The sequence below is a fragment of the Bradyrhizobium sp. URHA0013 genome (genome assembly GCF_000518345.1).
In the GTDB taxonomy this organism is placed as follows: Bacteria; Pseudomonadota; Alphaproteobacteria; order Rhizobiales; family Xanthobacteraceae; genus Bradyrhizobium.
In genome coordinates this window covers 322557-340791 of sequence record NZ_JADK01000007.1, presented here as the reverse complement: position 1 = coordinate 340791, position 18235 = coordinate 322557, and the positions used below count along the sequence as shown (strand labels likewise).

Below are 18235 nucleotides of genomic sequence, written 5' to 3'. Positions count from 1 at the left end.
CGCCATGCCGCCGCCTCAATCCAAGCCTTCGCTATTTGGAAGCCTTTCGTTCAATTGTAAGCCTTTCGTTCAAGTGCCATTCAGCTGGCCACGCGTCTGATGCGTGGCGGCACCTCAACAACAAAAACGGGCAAGCAAGCCATGCGTGGGACGCTCAGAGCCTTCATTTGCCTCCTCCTGCCGGTCGCGGTCCTTGCCGCAGGCGCGCCGGATCCGGCGCGTGCGCAGCAGCAGGAAAAGCGTATCGCGCTCGTGGTCGGCAACGGCGCCTACGCCAAGTCGCCGCTGGCGACGACGGCAAACGATGCCGGCCTGATCGCGCAGACGCTGCAGGCGGCGGGCTTCGACGTCGTCGGCGCGCGCGATCTCGACGGCGACACGCTGCGCAAGAGCTTTCGCGATTTCATCCAGAAGGCGCAGGCCTCAGGCCCGGGCACCGTTGCGATGGTCTATCTCGCCGGCTATGGCGTGCAGCTTGCGGGTGAGAACTACTTCATCCCGGTCGATTCCAACATCACCCGCGACACCGACATTCCGACCGAAGGCCTGCGCATAGGCGACTATCTCCGCCAGCTGGCTTCCGTTCCGCTCAAGGCCAACATCGTCGTGCTCGACGCTGCGCGGGCGCAGCCCTTCGTGGAGGGTGGCCAGCAGATCGCGAGCGGACTTGCGCTGGTCGAGCCCGACGCCAACATGCTGATCGCTTTCAACGCCGCGCCGGGCACGGTGGCGCCCGAGGAGCCCGGACCTTACGGCATCTATGCGCAGTCGCTGGCGGAGATGATCCGCACCGGCGGCCTGCCGCTGCCCGAGGTGTTCGACCGCGTTCGCCTGCGCGTCAACGAGGCCAGCAAGGGCGCGCAAGTGCCCTGGAACGAGCAGAAGATTTCCGCCCAATTCTCGTTCTTCGAGCGCGGGCCCGACGCGCCGCCGCCTGAGGCCGCACCCGACCAGGTCGCCGCGATCCGCAACAAGCCGATCCGCGATCTCGGCGTGCAGGATGCCTATGCCGCCGCGCTCACGCGCGACACGCTGCCGGCCTACGAAGAGTTTCTCACCGCCTATCCCGGCGACCCGCTGTCGAAGCGCGTGATGGCGATCGTCGCGGCGCGCCGTGAGGCCATCACCTGGCGGCGAACCTATCGTACCGACACGCCGGAAGCCTATTGGTCGTACCTGCGTCGCTATTCGCGCGGTCCGCATGCGGCAGATGCGCGCCGGCGCCTGGCGATTCTCACCGCGCCGGCCGAGCCGCCGCCGAGCTTCGCGATGATCGACTACGACGTGCCGCCACCGTCGCCGGAGGAGGTGGTCTATGTCGACCGTCCCGTGCTGTATTTCAGCGATCCGGATTTTGGCTTCGCGCCGCCACCGCCGCCGCCGGTCTACTATCTGCCGCCGCCGCCGCCGGATTTCGTCGTGCTGTCGCCGCCGATGCCGGTGATCGGCCTGTTCGTGCTGCCGCAGCCGATGTTCGTGCCGATTCCTGTGTTCGTTAGGCCGCCGCTCTATGTTGCTCCGCCGCCGAACAACATCATCTATCAGAACATCCATAATCGGACGGTCATCAACACGGTGATCAACCAGCCGCCGGCACCGCCGGCGGGCGCGGGTGCCGGAGCGAGCAATCTCACGCCGGCCATTGCCGGGCGCACCAATCCGGCTGGTCCCGCCATGCCGCAGGCGGCCGTGCAGCGCGCCGCCCTGATTCAGCAGGGCAAGGCGCCGATGCCAGCGAGCGCAACGATGCAGCCGACGGCGAGGCCAGGAACGCCCCCGGTGACGCCCGCCAATGCCGCGCCGACCGGGACGCCACCGACCGCTTCACCTGCCAGTCCACTTGTCAGTCCACTTGCCACGCCACCGGCCAAGCTGCCCCAAGCCAACACGCTGCCGGTTCCCGGCACCCATGGCGGTCCGCCCGTACCGCCAGCAGGAGCTGGGCCTCTGCCGGGCGGCAGACCCGGGCTGCCCACGGCCACTGCACCCGGCGCGCCGCTGCCGAACCATCCGGGGGCGCCGACCACTGCTGCTCCCGGCACCACGCCGCCAGCCCATCCCGGTGCGCCGACCGGCGCATCGGCGACGGCGCCCACGGCGACAACCCCGGCCGCTGTCCCCGGCCAACTGCCGAAGCCGCCGGTGGCCCAGACCCCGCCCGGGACCGGGCCTGGGGATCATGGCAAGTCCGCGATCCGCGAGCCGGCTGGTTCGCCGCCGGCTGCCCGCACGCCTCCGCCTCCTGGCCCAGTTGGACGACCGGTCACGCCGCCGCCCTCGGCGGCGCGGGAGCCGATCCGGCCGCAGCATCAGCCGACCGCTGCTCCCGCCCAGGCTGCCCGGCCGTCGGCTCCACCACCGCGGCCTCAGGCCGTGGCTCGGCCAGCGCCTCCGCCTCCGCCGCGTATTGCGCCGCCGCCACCGCCACGGGCGGCTCCGCCCGTGGCGGTCGCTCGGCCGGCGCCGCCGCCAATGGCGCGACCCGCGCCGCCGCCGCCGGTCGCCCGGCCGGCGCCACCTCCGCCGCCCCGGATGGCCGTCGCGCCACCGCCGCCGCCGCGCCCGGCAGCACCCCCACCGCGTCCTCCGGCTCCGCCGCCGGCGGCAAAGAAGTGCCCGCCGAACCAGCCCAGATGCTAGGCAGGGGCTAGGCCGCAGCGTGGTCTTTAAGGAAGGGGGCCTCTCGCGGGCGAAAGCCGCCCCGAAAGGCCCTTATTTCCTTGCTTCTGGTCGAAATCGCGCTATACACCGCGCCATCTCACACGGAAGCATGGCTCACAAGGCCGTCCGGTGGCAGCCGGGGCGACAACGCTCTGTCCTGCTCACACGCTTCCGGAGGAACCAACCGGAGAATTAGAACGATGGCACTACCCGATTTCACTATGCGTCAGCTCCTCGAAGCCGGCGTGCACTTTGGTCACCAGTCTCACCGCTGGAATCCGAAAATGGCGCCGTTCATTTTCGGCGCTCGCAACAACATCCACATCGTCGACCTCGCGCAGACCGTGCCGTTGCTGCACAACGCCTTGCAGGCGGTCAGCGACACCGTCGCCAAGGGCGGCCGCATCCTGTTCGTCGGCACCAAGCGCCAGGCACAGGACGGCGTTGCCGACGCAGCCAAGCGCTGCGCTCAGTACTTCGTCAATTCGCGCTGGCTCGGCGGCACGCTGACCAACTGGAAGACGATCTCGGGCTCGATCAAGCGCCTGCGTCATCTCGACGACGTGCTCGCCGGCGGCGATGCCTCCTCCTACACCAAGAAGGAGCGCCTGACGCTTCAGCGTGAGCGCGACAAGCTCGACCGCTCGCTCGGCGGCATCAAGGACATGGGCGGTCTGCCCGACCTGATCTTCGTGATCGACACCAACAAGGAAGACATCGCGATCCAGGAAGCCCAGCGGCTCAACATCCCGGTCGCGGCGATCGTCGACACCAATTCGGATCCGAAGGGCATCACCTATGTGGTGCCGGGAAATGACGACGCCGGCCGCGCGATTGCGCTCTATTGCGATCTGATCGCGCGTGCAGCGATTGACGGCATTTCGCGCGCCCAGGGCGATTCCGGCATCGACGTCGGCGCTTCGGTTCGGCCGGCCGCAGAAGAGCTGCCGGCCGCCACGAGCGGCTTCCAGGGCCTCGCCGGTCCGCGCGGCACCTCCGACGACCTCAAGAAGCTCCCTGGCGTGTCGGGCGCGATCGAGAAGAAGTTCAACGACCTCGGCATCTTCCACTTCTGGCAGCTGGCCGAGCTCGATCACGACACCGCGCACAAGATCGGCGAAGAAGTCGGCCTGCCGAGCCGCGCGGACGCCTGGGTGGCCAAGGCCAAGGCGCTGACCGCGGAAGCGGAATAAGTCAAAAAGAGCGATGGGTTGGCCGGACAAGCTCCGGCCACCATTTCAGTTGACGCGAATTCCTGAGATGGACCGCGGCGAGGCGATCTGGCCGCGCCGCGGCAAACCGGCAGGCAAAAAGGATTTTGAACGATGGCAACGATCACAGCTGCGATGGTCAAGGACCTGCGCGAGTCGACCGGCGCAGGCATGATGGACTGCAAGGCCGCGCTGACCGAAAACGAAGGCAACATGGAAGCGGCGCAGGATTGGCTGCGCAAGAAGGGCCTGTCGAAGGCCGCCAAGAAGTCGGGCCGCGTCGCTGCCGAGGGTCTGATCGGTGCGCTCGTCAAGGGCAACAAGGGCGTCGTGGTCGAGGTCAATTCCGAGACCGATTTCGTCGCGCGCAACGGCCAGTTTCAGGGCCTCGTCAAGATGATCGCCCAGGTCGCATTCAACGTCGGCGCCGACGTCGAGAAGATCAAGGCCGCCAAGGTCGGCGACGTCACGATCGAAACTGCGATCAATGACGCGATCGCCACCATCGGCGAGAACATGACGCTGCGCCGCGCAGCTTCGCTCGAAGTCAGCCAGGGCGTGGTGTCGAGCTACGTCCACGGCGCCGTCGTCGAGGGCGCCGGCAAGATGGGCGTGATCGTGGCGCTGGAATCGCCGGGAAAGGCGGACGAGCTCGCAACGCTTGGCCGCCAGATCGCGATGCATGTCGCGGCCGCCAACCCGCTGGCGCTCGATCCGTCCGGTCTCGATCCGGCGGTCGTCAAGCGCGAGAAGGACGTGCTCGCCGACAAATATCGCCAGCAGGGCAAGCCCGAGAACGTGATCGAGAAGATCGTCGAGTCCGGCCTGAAGACCTATTACAAGGAAGTCTGCCTGCTCGAGCAGGCCTTCATCCACGATACCGGCAAGTCGGTGGCGCAGGCGGTGAAGGAAGCCGAAGGCAAGGTCGGCGGCGCGGTGAAGATCGCGGGCTTTGTGCGCTATGCTCTCGGTGAGGGAATCGAGAAGCAGGAAAGCGACTTCGCGGCCGAGGTCGCGGCCGCCAGCGGCAAGAAGTAAGCGCCGGAACGTTCCTTCCGGCGTGCCGCCGGAAGCGGCGCCCGGACAAGGAAAGTGCTCATGACTGATCCGGTCTATCGTCGCGTCGTGATCAAGCTGTCCGGCGAATATCTCGCGGGACCGCATGGTTTTGGCATTGATCAGCCGACCATCGACCGGGTCGCCGACGATCTGATCGCGGCCCGCCATCTCGGCACCGAAGTCGCCGTCGTGATCGGCGGCGGCAATCTCTTTCGCGGCGTCGAAGTCTCCTCGCGTGGCGTGTCGCGCCCGACCGGCGACACCATGGGCATGCTCGCCACGATGATGAACTGCCTCGCGCTCGAAGCCACGATCGAGCGCAAGGGTACGCCTGCGCGCACGCTGTCGGCCTTCGTCATGCCCGAGATTTCCGAGCTGTTCACCCGCACCGCGGCACACAAATACCTCGCCGAGGGTCGGATCGTACTGCTCGGCGGCGGAACCGGTAATCCGTTCTTCACCACCGACACGACCGCGGTGCTGCGCGCAGCCGAGATCGGCGCCCAGGCGGTGCTGAAGGCGACCAATGTCGACGGTGTCTACTCGGCCGACCCGAAGAAAGATCCGACGGCGACGCGATTCGACCGTCTGACCCATTCGCAGGCGATCGAGGGCGGCTACAAGGTGATGGATGCGACCGCCTTCGCGCTTGCCCGCGAGACGTCGCTGCCTATCATTGTGTTCTCGATCGCGGAGCCAGGTTCGATCGGCGCTGTACTGCGTGGCGGCGGCCACGGAACCATTGTCGCCGGCTGACGGCTTGTCGTTGCGCCCTCGAGGGAAGGGTGCGGAGAGGTCGCCGGGATTTTGAAGGAGAAACGTGATGGCCACGGATAATTTCGATCTCAACGAAGTCAAACGCCGCATGCAGGGCGCGATCCAGTCGCTCAAGCACGAACTTGGCGGCCTGCGTACCGGTCGCGCCTCAGCCTCGATGCTCGATCCGGTGCAGGTCGACGCCTATGGCAGCCACATGCCGCTGAACCAGCTCGCCACCGTCAGCGTGCCGGAGCCGCGCCTGATCTCGGTGCAGGTCTGGGACAAGTCGATGGTCAAGGCGGTGGAAAAGGCGATCGTCGATTCCAATCTCGGCCTGTCGCCGGCGACCGAAGGCCAGGTGCTGCGCCTGCGCATCCCCGAGCTCAACGAGGAGCGCCGCAAGGAGCTCGTCAAGGTCGCGCACAAATACGCGGAAGCCGCCAAGGTCGCCGCGCGCCATGTCCGCCGCGACGGTCTCGACGTCCTCAAGAAGCTCGAGAAGAATCACGAGATGTCCGAGGACGATCAGAAGCGCCACGCCGACGACGTGCAGAAGGCGACCGACGGCACGATCTCCGAGATCGACCAGTTGCTGGCCGCCAAGGAAAAAGAAATCCTCACCGTTTAAAGCGCGCTGGATCGCGCTTTAGGTTATTGTTTGCGCATGATCTTTTCGGAAAGCCGCTTTGCACTCTTCCGGATCATGCTTTAAGGCAGCCTCATGTCCAACGCCGCCGCGCCCGCAACGGAAGGACCCGATCGGTCCGATGCGCCTGCGCATGTCGCCATCATCATGGATGGCAACGGACGTTGGGCGGCCGCGCGCGGCTTGCCCCGGGCGGAAGGCCATCGCCGCGGCGTGGAGGCCCTGCGCCGCGTGGTTCGCGCGTCGCATGAACTTGGTATCCGCTATCTCACCATCTTCTCCTTCAGCTCGGAAAACTGGTCGCGTCCGGCAAGCGAGATCGGCGATCTGTTCGGCCTGTTGCGCCGCTTCATCCGCAACGATCTGGCGAGCCTGCATCGCGACGGCGTCAAGGTACGCATCATCGGCGAGCGGGACGGGCTGGAGGGCGACATCTGCGCGCTCCTCAACGAGGCGGAGGAACTGACGCGCGACAACACGCGGCTCACGCTCGTCGTCGCCTTCAATTACGGCTCCCGGCAGGAGATCGCGAAGGCGGCGCAGAAGCTCGCGCGCGAAGTCGCCGAGGGCAGGCGCGATCCTGATACGATCGATGCCGAGACACTGGGGGCGCATCTCGACGCGCCCGACATTCCCGATCCCGATCTCATCATCCGCACCAGTGGCGAGCAGCGCCTGTCCAACTTCCTGATGTGGCAGGCCGCCTATAGCGAGCTTGTCTTCGTGCCGATCCACTGGCCCGATTTCGACAAGGCGGCGCTGGAAGGCGCAATCGCCGAATTTGCCAGGCGCGAGCGCCGTTTCGGCGGCCTGGTCGCGAAAACCGCCTCGTGAGCGACCCCGACTCCGCACCGGCCGGCTCTCAGCCTGCCCCGAGCAATCTCGTGATGCGAATCCTCGCGGCGCTCGTGCTAGCGCCGCTCGCCATTGCGCTCGCTTATGCCGGCGGCTGGCTGTGGGCGCTGCTCGTTACCCTGGTGTCGATCGGACTGTTCGCGGAATGGCTGATGGTGGTGGGCGCAGGCTCGACCGCGCTGACCGGGGCAGGGACGATCGTCATCGCCACGATGGGCTTGTGCGTTGCCTTCGGCGCGCTCAAGACCGCCGTCATCACCGGCCTCATTGGCGGCGCGATCGTGACGGTGATCGCGCGGGGCAAGTTCGTCTGGGCGGCCTCCGGCTTCGCCTATGCGTCGGCGGCGCTACTCGCCTCGATCCTGCTGCGGAAGGATCTCGTGAACGGCTTCGCCGCGCTGATGTTCGTGCTGCTCGTGGTGTGGGCGACCGATATCGGCGGCTATTTCGCCGGCCGCGGCATCGGCGGACCGAAGCTGTGGCCGCGCGTCAGCCCGAAGAAGACCTGGGCAGGGGCGCTGGGCGGCTTTGCCGCGAGCCTTTTGGTCGCGGCCGGCTTTGCCGCTTGCGGGATCGGAAAGATGGTTCCATTGCTGCTCGTCGCCGCGGTCCTCTCGGTCGTGTCGGCCTGCGGCGATCTGTTCGAATCCGCGGTCAAGCGGCGCTTCGATGTCAAGGATTCCAGTCACTTAATTCCCGGCCACGGCGGGCTATTGGACCGTCTGGACGGTTTTGTCGCTGCCATCCTGGTGGCATGGATTATCGGCTTCCTCCGCCATGGTGTGCATAGCGCCGGAAGCGGTCTTATGGTTTGGTGAAGATATGAGCGCGGTTCCATTGCGTAACAACAAGGCTGCGGCATCGACCGTCCGCAGCGTCACGGTTCTCGGCGCCACCGGCTCGATCGGCGACAGCACGATGGATCTGTTGCGCGCCTCTCCCGAGCGTTACCGTGTCGAGGCGCTGACGGCGAACAGCAATGTCGAGGCGCTGGCAAAGCTCGCGAAGGAGTTTTCCGCGCGCTTCGTCGCGATCGCCGACACCTCAAAATTTGGCGAGCTCAAGGCTGCGCTCGCGGGCACCGGCACCGAATGCGGCGCCGGCGAAAGCGCGGTGATCGAGGCCGGCGCGCGTCCGGCCGATTGGGTGATGGCCGCCGTGAGTGGCGCGGCCGGGCTGAAGCCGGCACTGGCGGCGGTCGATCGCGGCGCGCATGTCGCGCTCGCCAACAAGGAATGTCTCGTCTGCGCCGGCGATTTCTTCATGCAGCGCGCGGCGAAAGCGGGCGCCTGTATCCTGCCCGCGGATTCCGAGCATAACGCGCTGTTCCAGGCGCTCGCCTCGGGCAATCGTGACGAGCTCGTCCGTGTCATCATCACGGCCTCCGGCGGTCCGTTCCGGACCTGGAAGCCTGCCGACATCGAGCAGGCGACACTCGCGCAAGCCCTGAAGCATCCGAACTGGAGCATGGGCCAGAAGATCACGATCGATTCCGCCTCGATGATGAACAAGGGGCTCGAGGTGATCGAGGCCTCCTATCTGTTCGCGCTCTCGCCGGACGAGATCGACGTCCTCGTTCATCCGCAGTCGATCATCCACGGCATGGTCGAGTTCTCCGACCGCTCGGTCGTGGCCCAGCTCGGCTCACCCGACATGCGCACGCCGATCGCGCATTGCCTCGGCTGGCCCGACCGCATCAAGGGTCCGGCCGCCAAGCTCGATCTGGCCAAGATCGGCCAATTGACCTTCGAGGCGCCGGATTTCGAGCGCTTCCCCGGGCTGCGCCTGGCCTTCGATTCGCTCCGGACCGGGAAGGGGGCGACCACGGTCTACAACGCCGCCAACGAGGTCGCGGTCGCCGCCTTCATCGCGGGCAAGATCCGGTTCGGCGCGATTGCCCGGCTGGTGGAGGCGACGCTGGACGACTGGATTCGTGGCGGGAACCAGGCCCCCCTCACGTCAGCGGACGATGCAATCGGTGTTGACCATGTTGCGCGAAATAGGGCTGCCGCCCTATTGCCTCAAATTGCCTTAAAGGCATCCTAGATGGTTCGGGGCCAGGGCCTTGCGGCGCTGGATGAGGGAATTCGATGATCGACTTTTTTGTCCATAGTTTCAATACGTTGAGCCATGGGCTCCTCGGCTACGCGGTTCCCTTCCTGTTCGTCCTGACCATCGTCGTGTTCTTCCATGAGCTCGGCCATTTCCTGGTCGCGCGCTGGGCGGGCGTTCGCGTGTTAACTTTTTCGCTCGGTTTCGGACCTGAGCTGGTCGGCTTCAACGACCGCCATGGCACCCGCTGGAAGATCTCGGCGATCCCGCTCGGCGGCTACGTCAAGTTCTTCGGCGACGAAAGCGAGGCTTCGACCCCGTCATCCGAGAAGCTTGCGGCCATGACGGCCGAGGAGCGCGCCGGCAGCTTCCATCACAAGAAGGTCGGCCCGCGCGCCGCCATCGTTGCCGCCGGACCGATCGCCAATTTCATCCTGGGCGCGCTGATCTTCGCCGGCATGGCGCTGTATTACGGCAAGCCGAGCACGATCGCGCGCGTCGACGGTGTCGTCGCCGACGGCGCTGCGGCGGCAGCCGGCTTCAAGATCGGCGACGTCGTCGTCCAGATCGACGGCAAGCCGATTGAAAGCTTTGCCGACATGCAGCGCATGGTTGCAATGAATGCTGGTTCGCCGCTTGCCTTCCAGGTTAAGCGCGACGGTGCCATCGTGTCGCTGACCGCGACGCCGGCGCTGCTCGAGCGCAAGGATCCCTTCGGCAACAGCCACCGTCTCGGCGTGCTCGGCGTCGAACACAAGTCCCAGGCCGGTGAAGCCTCGACGTCGCCGGTCGGCGTCGGCGAAGCGCTCAAGATCGGCGTGGAGCAGGTCTGGTTCATCATCACCAGTACCTTCAAGTTCCTGGGCTCGTTGTTCGTCGGGAACGGCAATCCGAACGAGGTCAGCGGCGTGCTCGGCATTGCCAAGATGTCGGGGCAGGCGGCCAGCGCCGGGTTCCAGTTCGTGATCAACCTCTGCGCGGTGCTATCGGTGTCGATCGGCCTGCTGAATCTGTTCCCGATCCCGCTGCTCGATGGCGGTCACCTTATGTTCTATGCGGCGGAGGTTGCCCGTGGTCGGCCCCTGTCAGAGCGGACTCAGGAGATGGGGTTCCGAATCGGGCTGGGCTTGGTGCTGATGTTGATGGTGTTTGCGACCTATAACGACATCCTGCGGATGGCCGCATCCTGATAGGGGCTTTTTTGTGGCGTTGCCCGGGCGTTGCTCTTGAGCAACGTCTTGGAATGAAAATGAAATTACGGCGCGCTCGGCCGTTTGCGGCGTCGGTGAAATTGTCTACAAGCGGCTTGAACTTGGGGAATCTCCAGACCGGCTTTGGGGTTGGGTCTGGTACGGAATGATAAGGGCGCGTTGCGCAATGAAGTTTGGACTGCGACTCCGGGGGGGCTTGCTCGCAACCCTGATCATGTTCGGCGCGCCGGTGCTTGCCCCGGTTGGGGCTGCCTTTGTGTCTTCGTCTGCGCTTGCTCAGACCGTGCAGTCGATTTCCGTCGAAGGAAATCGCCGGGTCGAGGTGGAGACGATCCGCTCCTACTTCAAGCCGGGTCCCGGCGGTCGCCTGGATCAGGGTGCCATCGACGACGGCCTCAAGGCGTTGATCGAGACCGGCCTGTTCCAGGACGTCAGGATCAACCGCGGTGCCGGTGGCCAGATCGTCGTCTCCGTGGTGGAAAACCCGGTGATCGGCCGCATCGCCTTCGAGGGCAACAAGAAGATCAAGGACGAGCAGCTCACCGGTGAAGTCCAGTCCAAGGCGCGCGGCACCTTCTCCCGCGCCATGGTGCAGTCCGACACGCTGCGAATCGCCGAAATCTATCGCCGTTCCGGCCGCTACGACGTCCGCGTCACGCCTGAAGTCATCGAGCAGCCGAACAACCGCGTCGATCTCATCTTCACGGTCGAGGAGGGCGCCAAGACCGGCGTCAAGTCGATCGAGTTCGTCGGCAACAACGCGTACTCGTCCTACCGCCTGCGCGACGTCATCAAGACGCACGAATCGAACCTGCTGAGCTTCCTCGCCAGCAGCGACATCTACGATCCCGATCGGGTCGAGGCCGACCGCGACCTGATCCGCCGCTTCTATCTCAAGAACGGTTTCGCCGACGTCCAGGTCGTGGCCGCGCTCACCGAATACGATCCGGAGAAGAAGGGCTTCAATGTTACCTTCAAGATCGAGGAAGGCTCGCAATACCGGGTCGGCTCGATCGACTTCCGCTCCAGCATTCCGAACTTCGATCCCACCCCGATGCGCAACTATTCGCGCGTCAATGTCGGTTCGCTCTACAACGTCGAATCGGTCGAGAAATCGGTCGAGGAGATGCAGATCGAAGCCTCGCGGCGCGGTTATGCCTTCGCCGTGGTCCGTCCCGGCGGCGACCGCAACTTCGAGGCGCACACCGTGTCGGTCGTGTTCAACATCGACGAGGGTCCGCGCACCTATATCGAACGCATCAACCTGCGCGGCAACACCCGCACGCGCGACTACGTGATCCGTCGCGAGTTCGACGTCTCCGAGGGCGATGCCTACAACCGCGCGCTGGTCGACCGTGCCGAGCGCCGCTTGAAGAACCTCGACTATTTCAAGAGCGTGAAGATCACGACGGAGCCCGGCTCGTCGAGCGACCGCGTGATCCTGCTCGTGGACATGGAAGAGAAATCGACCGGCGACTTCTCGGTCTCGGGTGGTTATTCCACCACCGACGGCGCGCTGGCCGAAGTCTCGGTCTCCGAACGCAATTTGCTCGGCCGCGGCCTGTTCGCCAAGGCGGCGGTGACCTACGGCCAGTATGCCCGCGGCTACTCGCTGTCATTCGTCGAGCCCTATCTGCTCGACTACCGGGTCGCGCTGGGTCTCGACCTCTATCAGCGCGAGCAGAGGTCCAACAGCTACATCTCCTACGGCACCAAGACGCTCGGCTTCTCGCCGCGCCTCGGCTTCTCCCTGCGGGAAGATCTGTCGCTGCAGGTGCGCTACTCGATCTACAGGCAGGAAATCACGCTGCCGTCCTACCTGGCGAACTGTAATAACGTAGTTGGGTCGGCGGCATTCAATCCAAGCCCGGCTTTCTCGGCGGCGAGCGGCATTCCTCTGGATGCCTCGACCAACGGCCTCGGCTGCTACAGCGACGGCGAGGCTTCGCTGCCGGTCCGCAAGGAGCTTGCCAACGGCAAGACGCTGACCTCGGCGCTCGGCTACACGCTGACCTACAACACGCTCGACAACAACAAGAACCCCACCGACGGTCTCCTGGTCGATTTCCGGCAGGACTTCGCTGGTGTCGGCGGCGACGTCTCCTACCTGAAGACTGTGGTGGACGCGAAGTACTACACTCCGCTGGTGTCCGATATCGTCGGCCTCGCTCGCATCCAGGGCGGCATGCTGAACAAGATCGGCAACCAGGATCTGCGCATGCTGGATCATTTCCAGATGGGTCCGAATCTGGTCCGCGGCTTTGCTCCGAACGGCATCGGCCCGCGCGATTTGAACCCCTTTGGTACGCAGGATGCGCTTGGCGGCACCAAATATTGGGGCGCTTCGCTCGAATTGCAGATGCCGTTCTGGTTCTTGCCGAAGGAAGTGGGTCTGAAGGGCGCCGTCTACGCCGACGCCGGCGGTCTGTTCGACTATCAGGGCCCGACGACGTGGTCTGTGACCAACGAACTGACCACGACCAAGAATTCGAGCTGCACGCCGTCGACCGTCAATCCAGCCTCGGCTGGAACCTGCACCGGCTTGGTGTATGACAACGGCAATGCCGTCCGGTCGTCGGTCGGTGTCGGCTTGATCTGGGCCTCGCCGTTCGGTCCGCTGCGCTTCGACTACGCCGTGCCGCTGACCAAGGGCAAGAACGACCGTACGCAGGAATTCCGGTTCGGCGGCGGCACCTCGTTCTAATTCGAACAGCACGGCACGATCCGGACTACGGAGCCGGTTTCCGAAAGGGATCGTGCCAATCCAGGAGATCAGGCATGATGCGGCTTGGCCGCTTCATGCCGAAGCCGGACCGCGACGGGGTGGAATGGCGCAGCCGACCTTCTTCATACAGCCGCCCGCCTCAGCGCTGGCTGACATAGCCACGCTGACCAAGGCGGAGCTGGTCGATCCCGCAAGGGGCGGCCAAATCATCAGGGGTCTTGCTTCGCTCGACGAAGCCGGCCCGATGCACCTGACGTTCTTCGACAATCTCAAATATGCCGATGAGCTCAAGGCGACCAAGGCCGGTGCTTGCCTGGTGAGCCCACGCTTCGAGGCTCGGGTGCCTGCGCACGTAGCCGTGCTGCGGGCGCCACAGCCGTTCCGCGCGTTCGTCAGGATCGCGCGGGAGTGGCATGGCGACGCCCTCCGGCCGCAATCCTGGACCGGCAACGACGGTATCGCGCCGTCGGCCATCATCGATCCCACGGCGAGGCTCGAGGACGGCGTGATCGTCGATCCCCTGGCCGTGATCGGCCCTGACGTGGAGATCGGCAGCGGCACGGTGGTCGGCGTGGGGGCCGTGATCGGCCCGGGCGTCAAGATCGGCCGGGACTGCAATGTCGGGGCACGCACCGCCATCCAGTGCGCGCTGATCGGCAACGACGTGCTGATCCACCCAGGCTGCTCGATCGGCCAAGACGGCTACGGCTTCATCTTCTTCGGCCCCGAGGGCCACCTGAAGGTGCCTCAGACCGGCCGCGTGCTGATCCAGAACAACGTGGAGGTCGGCGCCGGCACCACCATTGATCGCGGGTCCTTGCGCGACACCGTGATCGGGGAGGGGACCAAAATCGACAATCAGGTCCAGATCGGCCACAATGTGACCATTGGCCGGCACTGCCTGCTGGCAGCCCAGATCGGTCTTGCCGGCAGCCTCACCCTCGGCGACAACGTGGCGCTGGGAGCGAAGGTGGGCATCAACAATCACGTCAAGATCGGGGATGGAGCTCAGGTGACTGCCATGAGCGGCGTCAAGGACGACGTCCCTCCCAACGGACGCTGGGGTGGTTTTTTCGCCAAGCCGACCAGGCAATGGTTCAAGGAAATATTGGCGGTCGAGCGCTTGGCGCGCGACAGCAAGGCCGATCCGAAGCAGGAGGAACGGGAGTGACGGACGAAGCACCGGTCAGGTTCGAGCTTGTGGACATCAACATGATCCTGCAAACGCTCCCGCACCGTTTTCCGATGCTGCTGATCGATCGCGTGATTAACATCCGCACCGATTACAGCGGCATCGGCATCAAGAACGTCACCTTCAACGAGCCGCCGTTCCAGGGCCACTTTCCCGATCGCCCGGTCTATCCGGGCGTCATGATGATCGAAGCGATGGCGCAGACTGCCGGTGTGATCGGCATCAAGTCGGTCGAGGGCACCGATAAGCCGCGCGCGGTGTATTTCCTGACCATCGACAAGTGCAAGTTCCGCAAGCCGGTGCTGCCCGGCGATACCATCGAATACCACATGCGCTCGATCGGCCGCCGCAAAGCCATGTGGTGGTTTCACGGCGACGCCAAGGTCAATGGCCAGGTGGTTGCGGAGGCCGATGTCGGCGCCATGCTGACCGACTGAGCGGATCAACTTCTCTGGATGCGCTCGCGTGCAGGACACGCGTAGCGGCTGCCGCTGACCTCGCGCTTGATGTTCTGGTTGAAGAACTGGCCCATGGACGGTGCGCCCAGCAGGCGTTCGACCGTCTCAACCGGCACGCCGCAATAGCGGTCGTAAGCGCCGTCCATAGCCACGATGAGAGCCTGCTGCGCACGGTCGTAACAGACCCGCTGGAGCACCGTGCTGCGGGTGATGTCGCGGCATTCGAATGTCTTGAGATCGACGAGGCGGTGTTCGCCGGTCTCGATCGTCTCGGATATGATCGGCGCGGCGGCGAGCTGCGCGAGGAGAAGTGCCAAGGCCCTGACCACGATACCTGAAGCTCCGCGTGAACTTATTGATGCGCTGGGAAGGCTGCCTCATCCGGCACTTGAAACAGGGAGAGATCATACGTCACTGGACAGATCGGGCATAGTCGCGCTAACCAGCGGAAAACCGAGCGACTTCAACACCTAATCAGACCTTCTTGATGAGTCAGATTGCTTGATGAGTAAGATTGATCCCACCGCACGGATCGCGGACGGCGCAGTAATCGGCGAGGGCACCGAGATCGGCCCCTTCTGCATCATCGGCCCGCATGTCGTGATTGGCAGTAACTGCAAGCTGATCGGACATGTGCATATCACCGCGCAGACCACGATCGGTGACGATTGCACCATCTATCCGTTCGCTTCGCTCGGTACGCCGCCGCAATCACTCAGCTATCGTGGCGAATTGACGAAGCTCAAGATCGGTTCGGGCTGCACGATTCGCGAGTCCGTGACCATGAACGCCGGCACGGTCGCAGGCGGCGGCCTCACAGAGGTCGGCGACCGCAACTATTTCATGAATTGCAGCCATGTCGGCCACGACTGCCATGTCGGCAACGACGTGATCTTCGCGACCTCGGCCACGCTCGGCGGTCACTGCGAGATCGGCGATTTCGTCTTCATCGGCGGTCTGTCCGCGGTGCACCAGTTCACCCGCATCGGCCCGCAGGTTATGGTCGGCGGGGTGTGCGGCGTGCGCGACGATGTCATTCCGTTCGGCCTCGTCAACGGCCAGTATGCCGTGCTCGAAGGCCTCAACCTGATCGGCATGAAGCGGCGCAAGTTCACCAAGCAGCGGCTTGCGACCGTGCGCGCGTTCTACCAGAAGCTCTTCCACGGCCCCGCTACCTTTGCCGAACGCCTGGAGGCGGCGCGGCCGCTCGCCGGTGACGATCCCGCGATCGGCGAAATCCTCGACTTCATCGGCAAGGGTAAGCGCCCGCTCTGTCTTCCCGCCATCGCGAAGTGATGATGCGATGGCCCCGGGCATGACATCGGCGGCTTCGGAGATTTCAGCTCCGGTCGGCGTGGTCGCTGGCGGCGGCGCGATGCCGTTCGCGGTTGCCGACTCGCTCGCTGCCCGCGGCATCACACCAGTGCTGTTTCCCCTTCGGGGGGCCTGCGATCCGGCACGGGTGGAAAAATTCCGTCATCGATGGATCTCGGTCGGCCAGCTCGGCCGCGCCATGCGGCTGTTTCGCGAGGAGGGCTGCCGCGACCTGATCTTCATCGGCACGCTGGTACGGCCTTCGCTCTCGGAGGTCCGGGTCGACTTCACGACGCTCCGGCTGCTTGGCAATGTCATCCGCGCCTTCCGCGGCGGCGACGATCATTTGTTGTCCAGCGTCGGGCGCATTCTCGAGCAGGGCGGCTTTAGGATGGTGGGCATCAAGGATGTCGCGCCCGACCTCTTGATGCCCGAGGGCTGCATCAGCCGCGCCTGGCCGAGCGACACCGGCAAGACCGACATCGAGCGCGGACGCGCGGTGCTGACCGCGCTCGGTCCGTTCGACATCGGCCAGGCCGCGGTCGTGATCGATGGTCATGTGGTGGCGGTCGAGGATATCGAGGGCACCGATGCGCTGCTCGCGCGCGTGGCACGGCTGCGCGAAGAGGGCCGCATCCGCGCCGCCTCCGGGCGGGGCGTGCTGGTGAAGGTCCCAAAGAGCGGGCAGGATTTGCGCTTCGACCTGCCGACGATCGGACCGCGCACCCTCGAAGGCGTCGCCGCCGCAGGGCTCGCAGGCATTGCCGTCGTCGCCGGCAACACCATCGCGGCCGAGCCGCAGGCAATGATCGCACTCGCCGACGCCAAATATCTCTTCGTCATCGGCCTGCCGGCGTGATGCAGGGTCGCGATCCCAAGCGCAAGATATTCCTGATCGCGACGGAGGAATCCGGCGACCGGCTCGGCAGCGCCCTGATGAAGGTCCTGCGCCAGCGGCTCGGCGACGGCGTGCAGTTCGTGGGCGTCGGCGGCCACACCATGGCGCGCCAGGGGCTCGACACGCTGTTTCCGATCGAGGAGCTCTCGATCGTCGGCTTCGCCGCGGTCGTGCAGCAATTGCCGAAGATCCTGCGGCTGATCCGCGAGACCGCAGAGGCCGTGACCGAAGGCGCGCCGGACGCGCTCGTCATCATCGACAGTCCCGACTTCACCCACCGTGTCGCCCGCCGCGTGCGGGCGCGCAATCCGGCGATCCCGATCGTCGACTACGTCTCGCCGCAGCTCTGGGCCTGGCGGCCGGGACGGGCGCGGACCATGCTCGGTTATGTCGACCATGTGCTCGGCCTGTTGCCGTTCGAGCCGGAGGAATATCGCAAGCTCGGCGGACCGCCATGCAGCTATGTCGGCCATCCCCTGATCGAGCAATTGCCCTCGCTGCGGCCGAACGCGGAGGAGCAGGCGCGTCGCGACGGCGAGCCGCCGGTCTTGCTGGTGTTGCCCGGCAGCCGTCGCAGTGAGATCAGGCACCATCTCGACGTGTTCGGGGCGACGCTCGGCCGATTGCGGACGGACGGCCGCGCGTTCGAACTGATGCTGCCAACCATGCCGCATCTCGAAGCCACCATTCGTGAAGGCATCGCGAACTGGCCGGTCAAGCCTCAAATTGTGGTCGGCGAGAACGAGAAGCGCGCCGCCTTCCGCATCGCGCGCGCGGCATTGGCAAAATCCGGCACTGTGACGCTGGAGCTCGCGCTATCGGGCATTCCGATGGTGACGGCCTATCGCGTCGGCGCGATCGAAGCCTTCATCCTGCGCCGCGCGATCCGCGTCTCCTCGGTGATCCTCGCCAATCTCGTGATCGGCAAGGATGTCATCCCGGAGTTCCTGCAGGAAGACTGCACGCCAGAGAAGCTGGCGCCCGCGCTCACGGAGCTTCTGGCCGATTCACCGCTGCGCCGGCAGCAGGTGGAAGCGTTCGCCCAGCTCGATATGATCATGTCGACCGGCAACAAGCCGCCGAGCGTGCTCGCAGCCGACATCGTGCTGGCGACGATGCGCAAGGGCAGGCAGGCTAGCTAGGACGCGTACTCACAAACGTCGGCTTGCCAGCGCAAAGTGGAAGTCTCCCACC

The 18235-nt window shown here is 65.2% G+C and carries 16 protein-coding genes; 15 read left to right on the top strand and 1 reads right to left on the bottom strand.

Annotation, left to right across the window (positions count from 1 at the left end):
- The first annotated feature begins 141 nt into the window (after window positions 1-141).
- From N551_RS0111790 to fabZ, 12 genes are all read left to right on the top strand, one after another.
- On the top strand, window positions 142-2640 hold the full coding sequence (locus N551_RS0111790) for a caspase family protein (protein ID WP_027567158.1): 2499 nt from the start codon (window positions 142-144) through the stop codon (window positions 2638-2640).
- A 221-nt stretch (window positions 2641-2861) separates the two neighbouring features.
- Window positions 2862-3854, top strand: coding sequence for a 30S ribosomal protein S2 (locus N551_RS0111785; RefSeq protein ID WP_027567157.1), 993 nt, complete (start codon window positions 2862-2864; stop codon window positions 3852-3854).
- Window positions 3855-3986: 132 nt separating this feature from the next.
- Window positions 3987-4910 (top strand): translation elongation factor Ts, encoded by a 924-nt coding sequence (tsf, locus tag N551_RS0111780; protein ID WP_027567156.1) that lies wholly within the window; start codon window positions 3987-3989, stop codon window positions 4908-4910.
- 60 nt (window positions 4911-4970) lie between these two features.
- The gene (pyrH, locus tag N551_RS0111775; RefSeq protein ID WP_027567155.1) at window positions 4971-5687 is read left to right on the top strand and encodes a UMP kinase; all 717 of its coding nucleotides are present in this window, start codon (window positions 4971-4973) and stop codon (window positions 5685-5687) included.
- Between the two features lie 67 nt (window positions 5688-5754).
- Complete coding sequence (frr, locus tag N551_RS0111770; protein ID WP_027518196.1) at window positions 5755-6318, top strand: ribosome recycling factor; 564 nt, start codon at window positions 5755-5757, stop codon at window positions 6316-6318.
- A 93-nt stretch (window positions 6319-6411) separates the two neighbouring features.
- Window positions 6412-7170 carry an isoprenyl transferase gene (locus N551_RS0111765; protein ID WP_027567154.1) on the top strand — a complete coding sequence of 253 codons (759 nt, stop codon included), beginning with the start codon at window positions 6412-6414 and terminating at the stop codon, window positions 7168-7170.
- A gap of 53 nt (window positions 7171-7223) precedes the next feature.
- The gene (locus tag N551_RS0111760; protein ID WP_051462691.1) at window positions 7224-8009 is read left to right on the top strand and encodes a phosphatidate cytidylyltransferase; all 786 of its coding nucleotides are present in this window, start codon (window positions 7224-7226) and stop codon (window positions 8007-8009) included.
- 4 nt (window positions 8010-8013) lie between these two features.
- Window positions 8014-9237, top strand: coding sequence for a 1-deoxy-D-xylulose-5-phosphate reductoisomerase (dxr, locus tag N551_RS0111755; protein ID WP_027567152.1), 1224 nt, complete (start codon window positions 8014-8016; stop codon window positions 9235-9237).
- A gap of 44 nt (window positions 9238-9281) precedes the next feature.
- Entirely contained in the window at window positions 9282-10433 is a 1152-nt protein-coding gene (gene rseP, locus N551_RS0111750) for an RIP metalloprotease RseP (protein ID WP_027567151.1), read from the top strand.
- A gap of 187 nt (window positions 10434-10620) precedes the next feature.
- Entirely contained in the window at window positions 10621-13158 is a 2538-nt protein-coding gene (bamA, locus tag N551_RS0111745) for an outer membrane protein assembly factor BamA (RefSeq protein WP_027567150.1), read from the top strand.
- A gap of 124 nt (window positions 13159-13282) precedes the next feature.
- Window positions 13283-14350, top strand: a complete 1068-nt coding sequence (gene lpxD / locus N551_RS0111740) for a UDP-3-O-(3-hydroxymyristoyl)glucosamine N-acyltransferase (RefSeq protein ID WP_027567149.1) — start codon at window positions 13283-13285, stop codon at window positions 14348-14350.
- A 41-nt stretch (window positions 14351-14391) separates the two neighbouring features.
- A complete protein-coding gene (fabZ, locus tag N551_RS0111735; protein ID WP_051058562.1) occupies window positions 14392-14808 on the top strand; it encodes a 3-hydroxyacyl-ACP dehydratase FabZ in 417 nt (138 codons plus the stop codon).
- Between the two features lie 5 nt (window positions 14809-14813).
- Here the strand turns inward: fabZ and N551_RS0111730 are convergent, their stop codons facing one another.
- Window positions 14814-15158 (bottom strand): KTSC domain-containing protein, encoded by a 345-nt coding sequence (locus tag N551_RS0111730; RefSeq protein WP_027567148.1) that lies wholly within the window; start codon window positions 15156-15158, stop codon window positions 14814-14816.
- 175 nt (window positions 15159-15333) lie between these two features.
- On the opposite strand from N551_RS0111730, the gene lpxA reads away from it, so the two are divergent.
- Genes lpxA through lpxB form a run of 3 tightly spaced genes read left to right on the top strand, consistent with a single transcriptional unit; the run spans window position 15334 to window position 18183 of the window.
- A complete protein-coding gene (gene lpxA, locus N551_RS0111725) occupies window positions 15334-16125 on the top strand; it encodes an acyl-ACP--UDP-N-acetylglucosamine O-acyltransferase (protein ID WP_027567147.1) in 792 nt (263 codons plus the stop codon).
- A gap of 19 nt (window positions 16126-16144) precedes the next feature.
- Window positions 16145-17002, top strand: coding sequence for an LpxI family protein (locus N551_RS0111720; RefSeq protein ID WP_035961296.1), 858 nt, complete (start codon window positions 16145-16147; stop codon window positions 17000-17002).
- Window positions 16999-18183, top strand: a complete 1185-nt coding sequence (lpxB, locus tag N551_RS0111715) for a lipid-A-disaccharide synthase (RefSeq protein ID WP_027567145.1) — start codon at window positions 16999-17001, stop codon at window positions 18181-18183. Before N551_RS0111720 ends, lpxB begins: the two co-directional genes overlap by 4 nt.
- Window positions 18184-18235 lie beyond the last annotated feature (52 nt).

Excerpts from the sequence above, each read along its gene's own strand:
- N551_RS0111790 (WP_027567158.1), top strand. The coding sequence starts at position 142 with ATGCGTGGGACGCTCAGAGCCTTCATTTGCCTCCTCCTGCCGGTCGCG.
- N551_RS0111785 (WP_027567157.1), top strand. The coding sequence starts at position 2,862 with ATGGCACTACCCGATTTCACTATGCGTCAGCTCCTCGAAGCCGGCGTG.
- tsf (WP_027567156.1), top strand. The coding sequence starts at position 3,987 with ATGGCAACGATCACAGCTGCGATGGTCAAGGACCTGCGCGAGTCGACC.
- pyrH (WP_027567155.1), top strand. The coding sequence starts at position 4,971 with ATGACTGATCCGGTCTATCGTCGCGTCGTGATCAAGCTGTCCGGCGAA.
- frr (WP_027518196.1), top strand. The coding sequence starts at position 5,755 with ATGGCCACGGATAATTTCGATCTCAACGAAGTCAAACGCCGCATGCAG.
- N551_RS0111765 (WP_027567154.1), top strand. The coding sequence starts at position 6,412 with ATGTCCAACGCCGCCGCGCCCGCAACGGAAGGACCCGATCGGTCCGAT.
- N551_RS0111760 (WP_051462691.1), top strand. The coding sequence starts at position 7,224 with ATGCGAATCCTCGCGGCGCTCGTGCTAGCGCCGCTCGCCATTGCGCTC.
- dxr (WP_027567152.1), top strand. The coding sequence starts at position 8,014 with ATGAGCGCGGTTCCATTGCGTAACAACAAGGCTGCGGCATCGACCGTC.
- rseP (WP_027567151.1), top strand. The coding sequence starts at position 9,282 with ATGATCGACTTTTTTGTCCATAGTTTCAATACGTTGAGCCATGGGCTC.
- bamA (WP_027567150.1), top strand. The coding sequence starts at position 10,621 with ATGAAGTTTGGACTGCGACTCCGGGGGGGCTTGCTCGCAACCCTGATC.
- lpxD (WP_027567149.1), top strand. The coding sequence starts at position 13,283 with ATGGCGCAGCCGACCTTCTTCATACAGCCGCCCGCCTCAGCGCTGGCT.
- fabZ (WP_051058562.1), top strand. The coding sequence starts at position 14,392 with ATGATCCTGCAAACGCTCCCGCACCGTTTTCCGATGCTGCTGATCGAT.
- lpxA (WP_027567147.1), top strand. The coding sequence starts at position 15,334 with ATGAGTAAGATTGATCCCACCGCACGGATCGCGGACGGCGCAGTAATC.
- N551_RS0111720 (WP_035961296.1), top strand. The coding sequence starts at position 16,145 with ATGACATCGGCGGCTTCGGAGATTTCAGCTCCGGTCGGCGTGGTCGCT.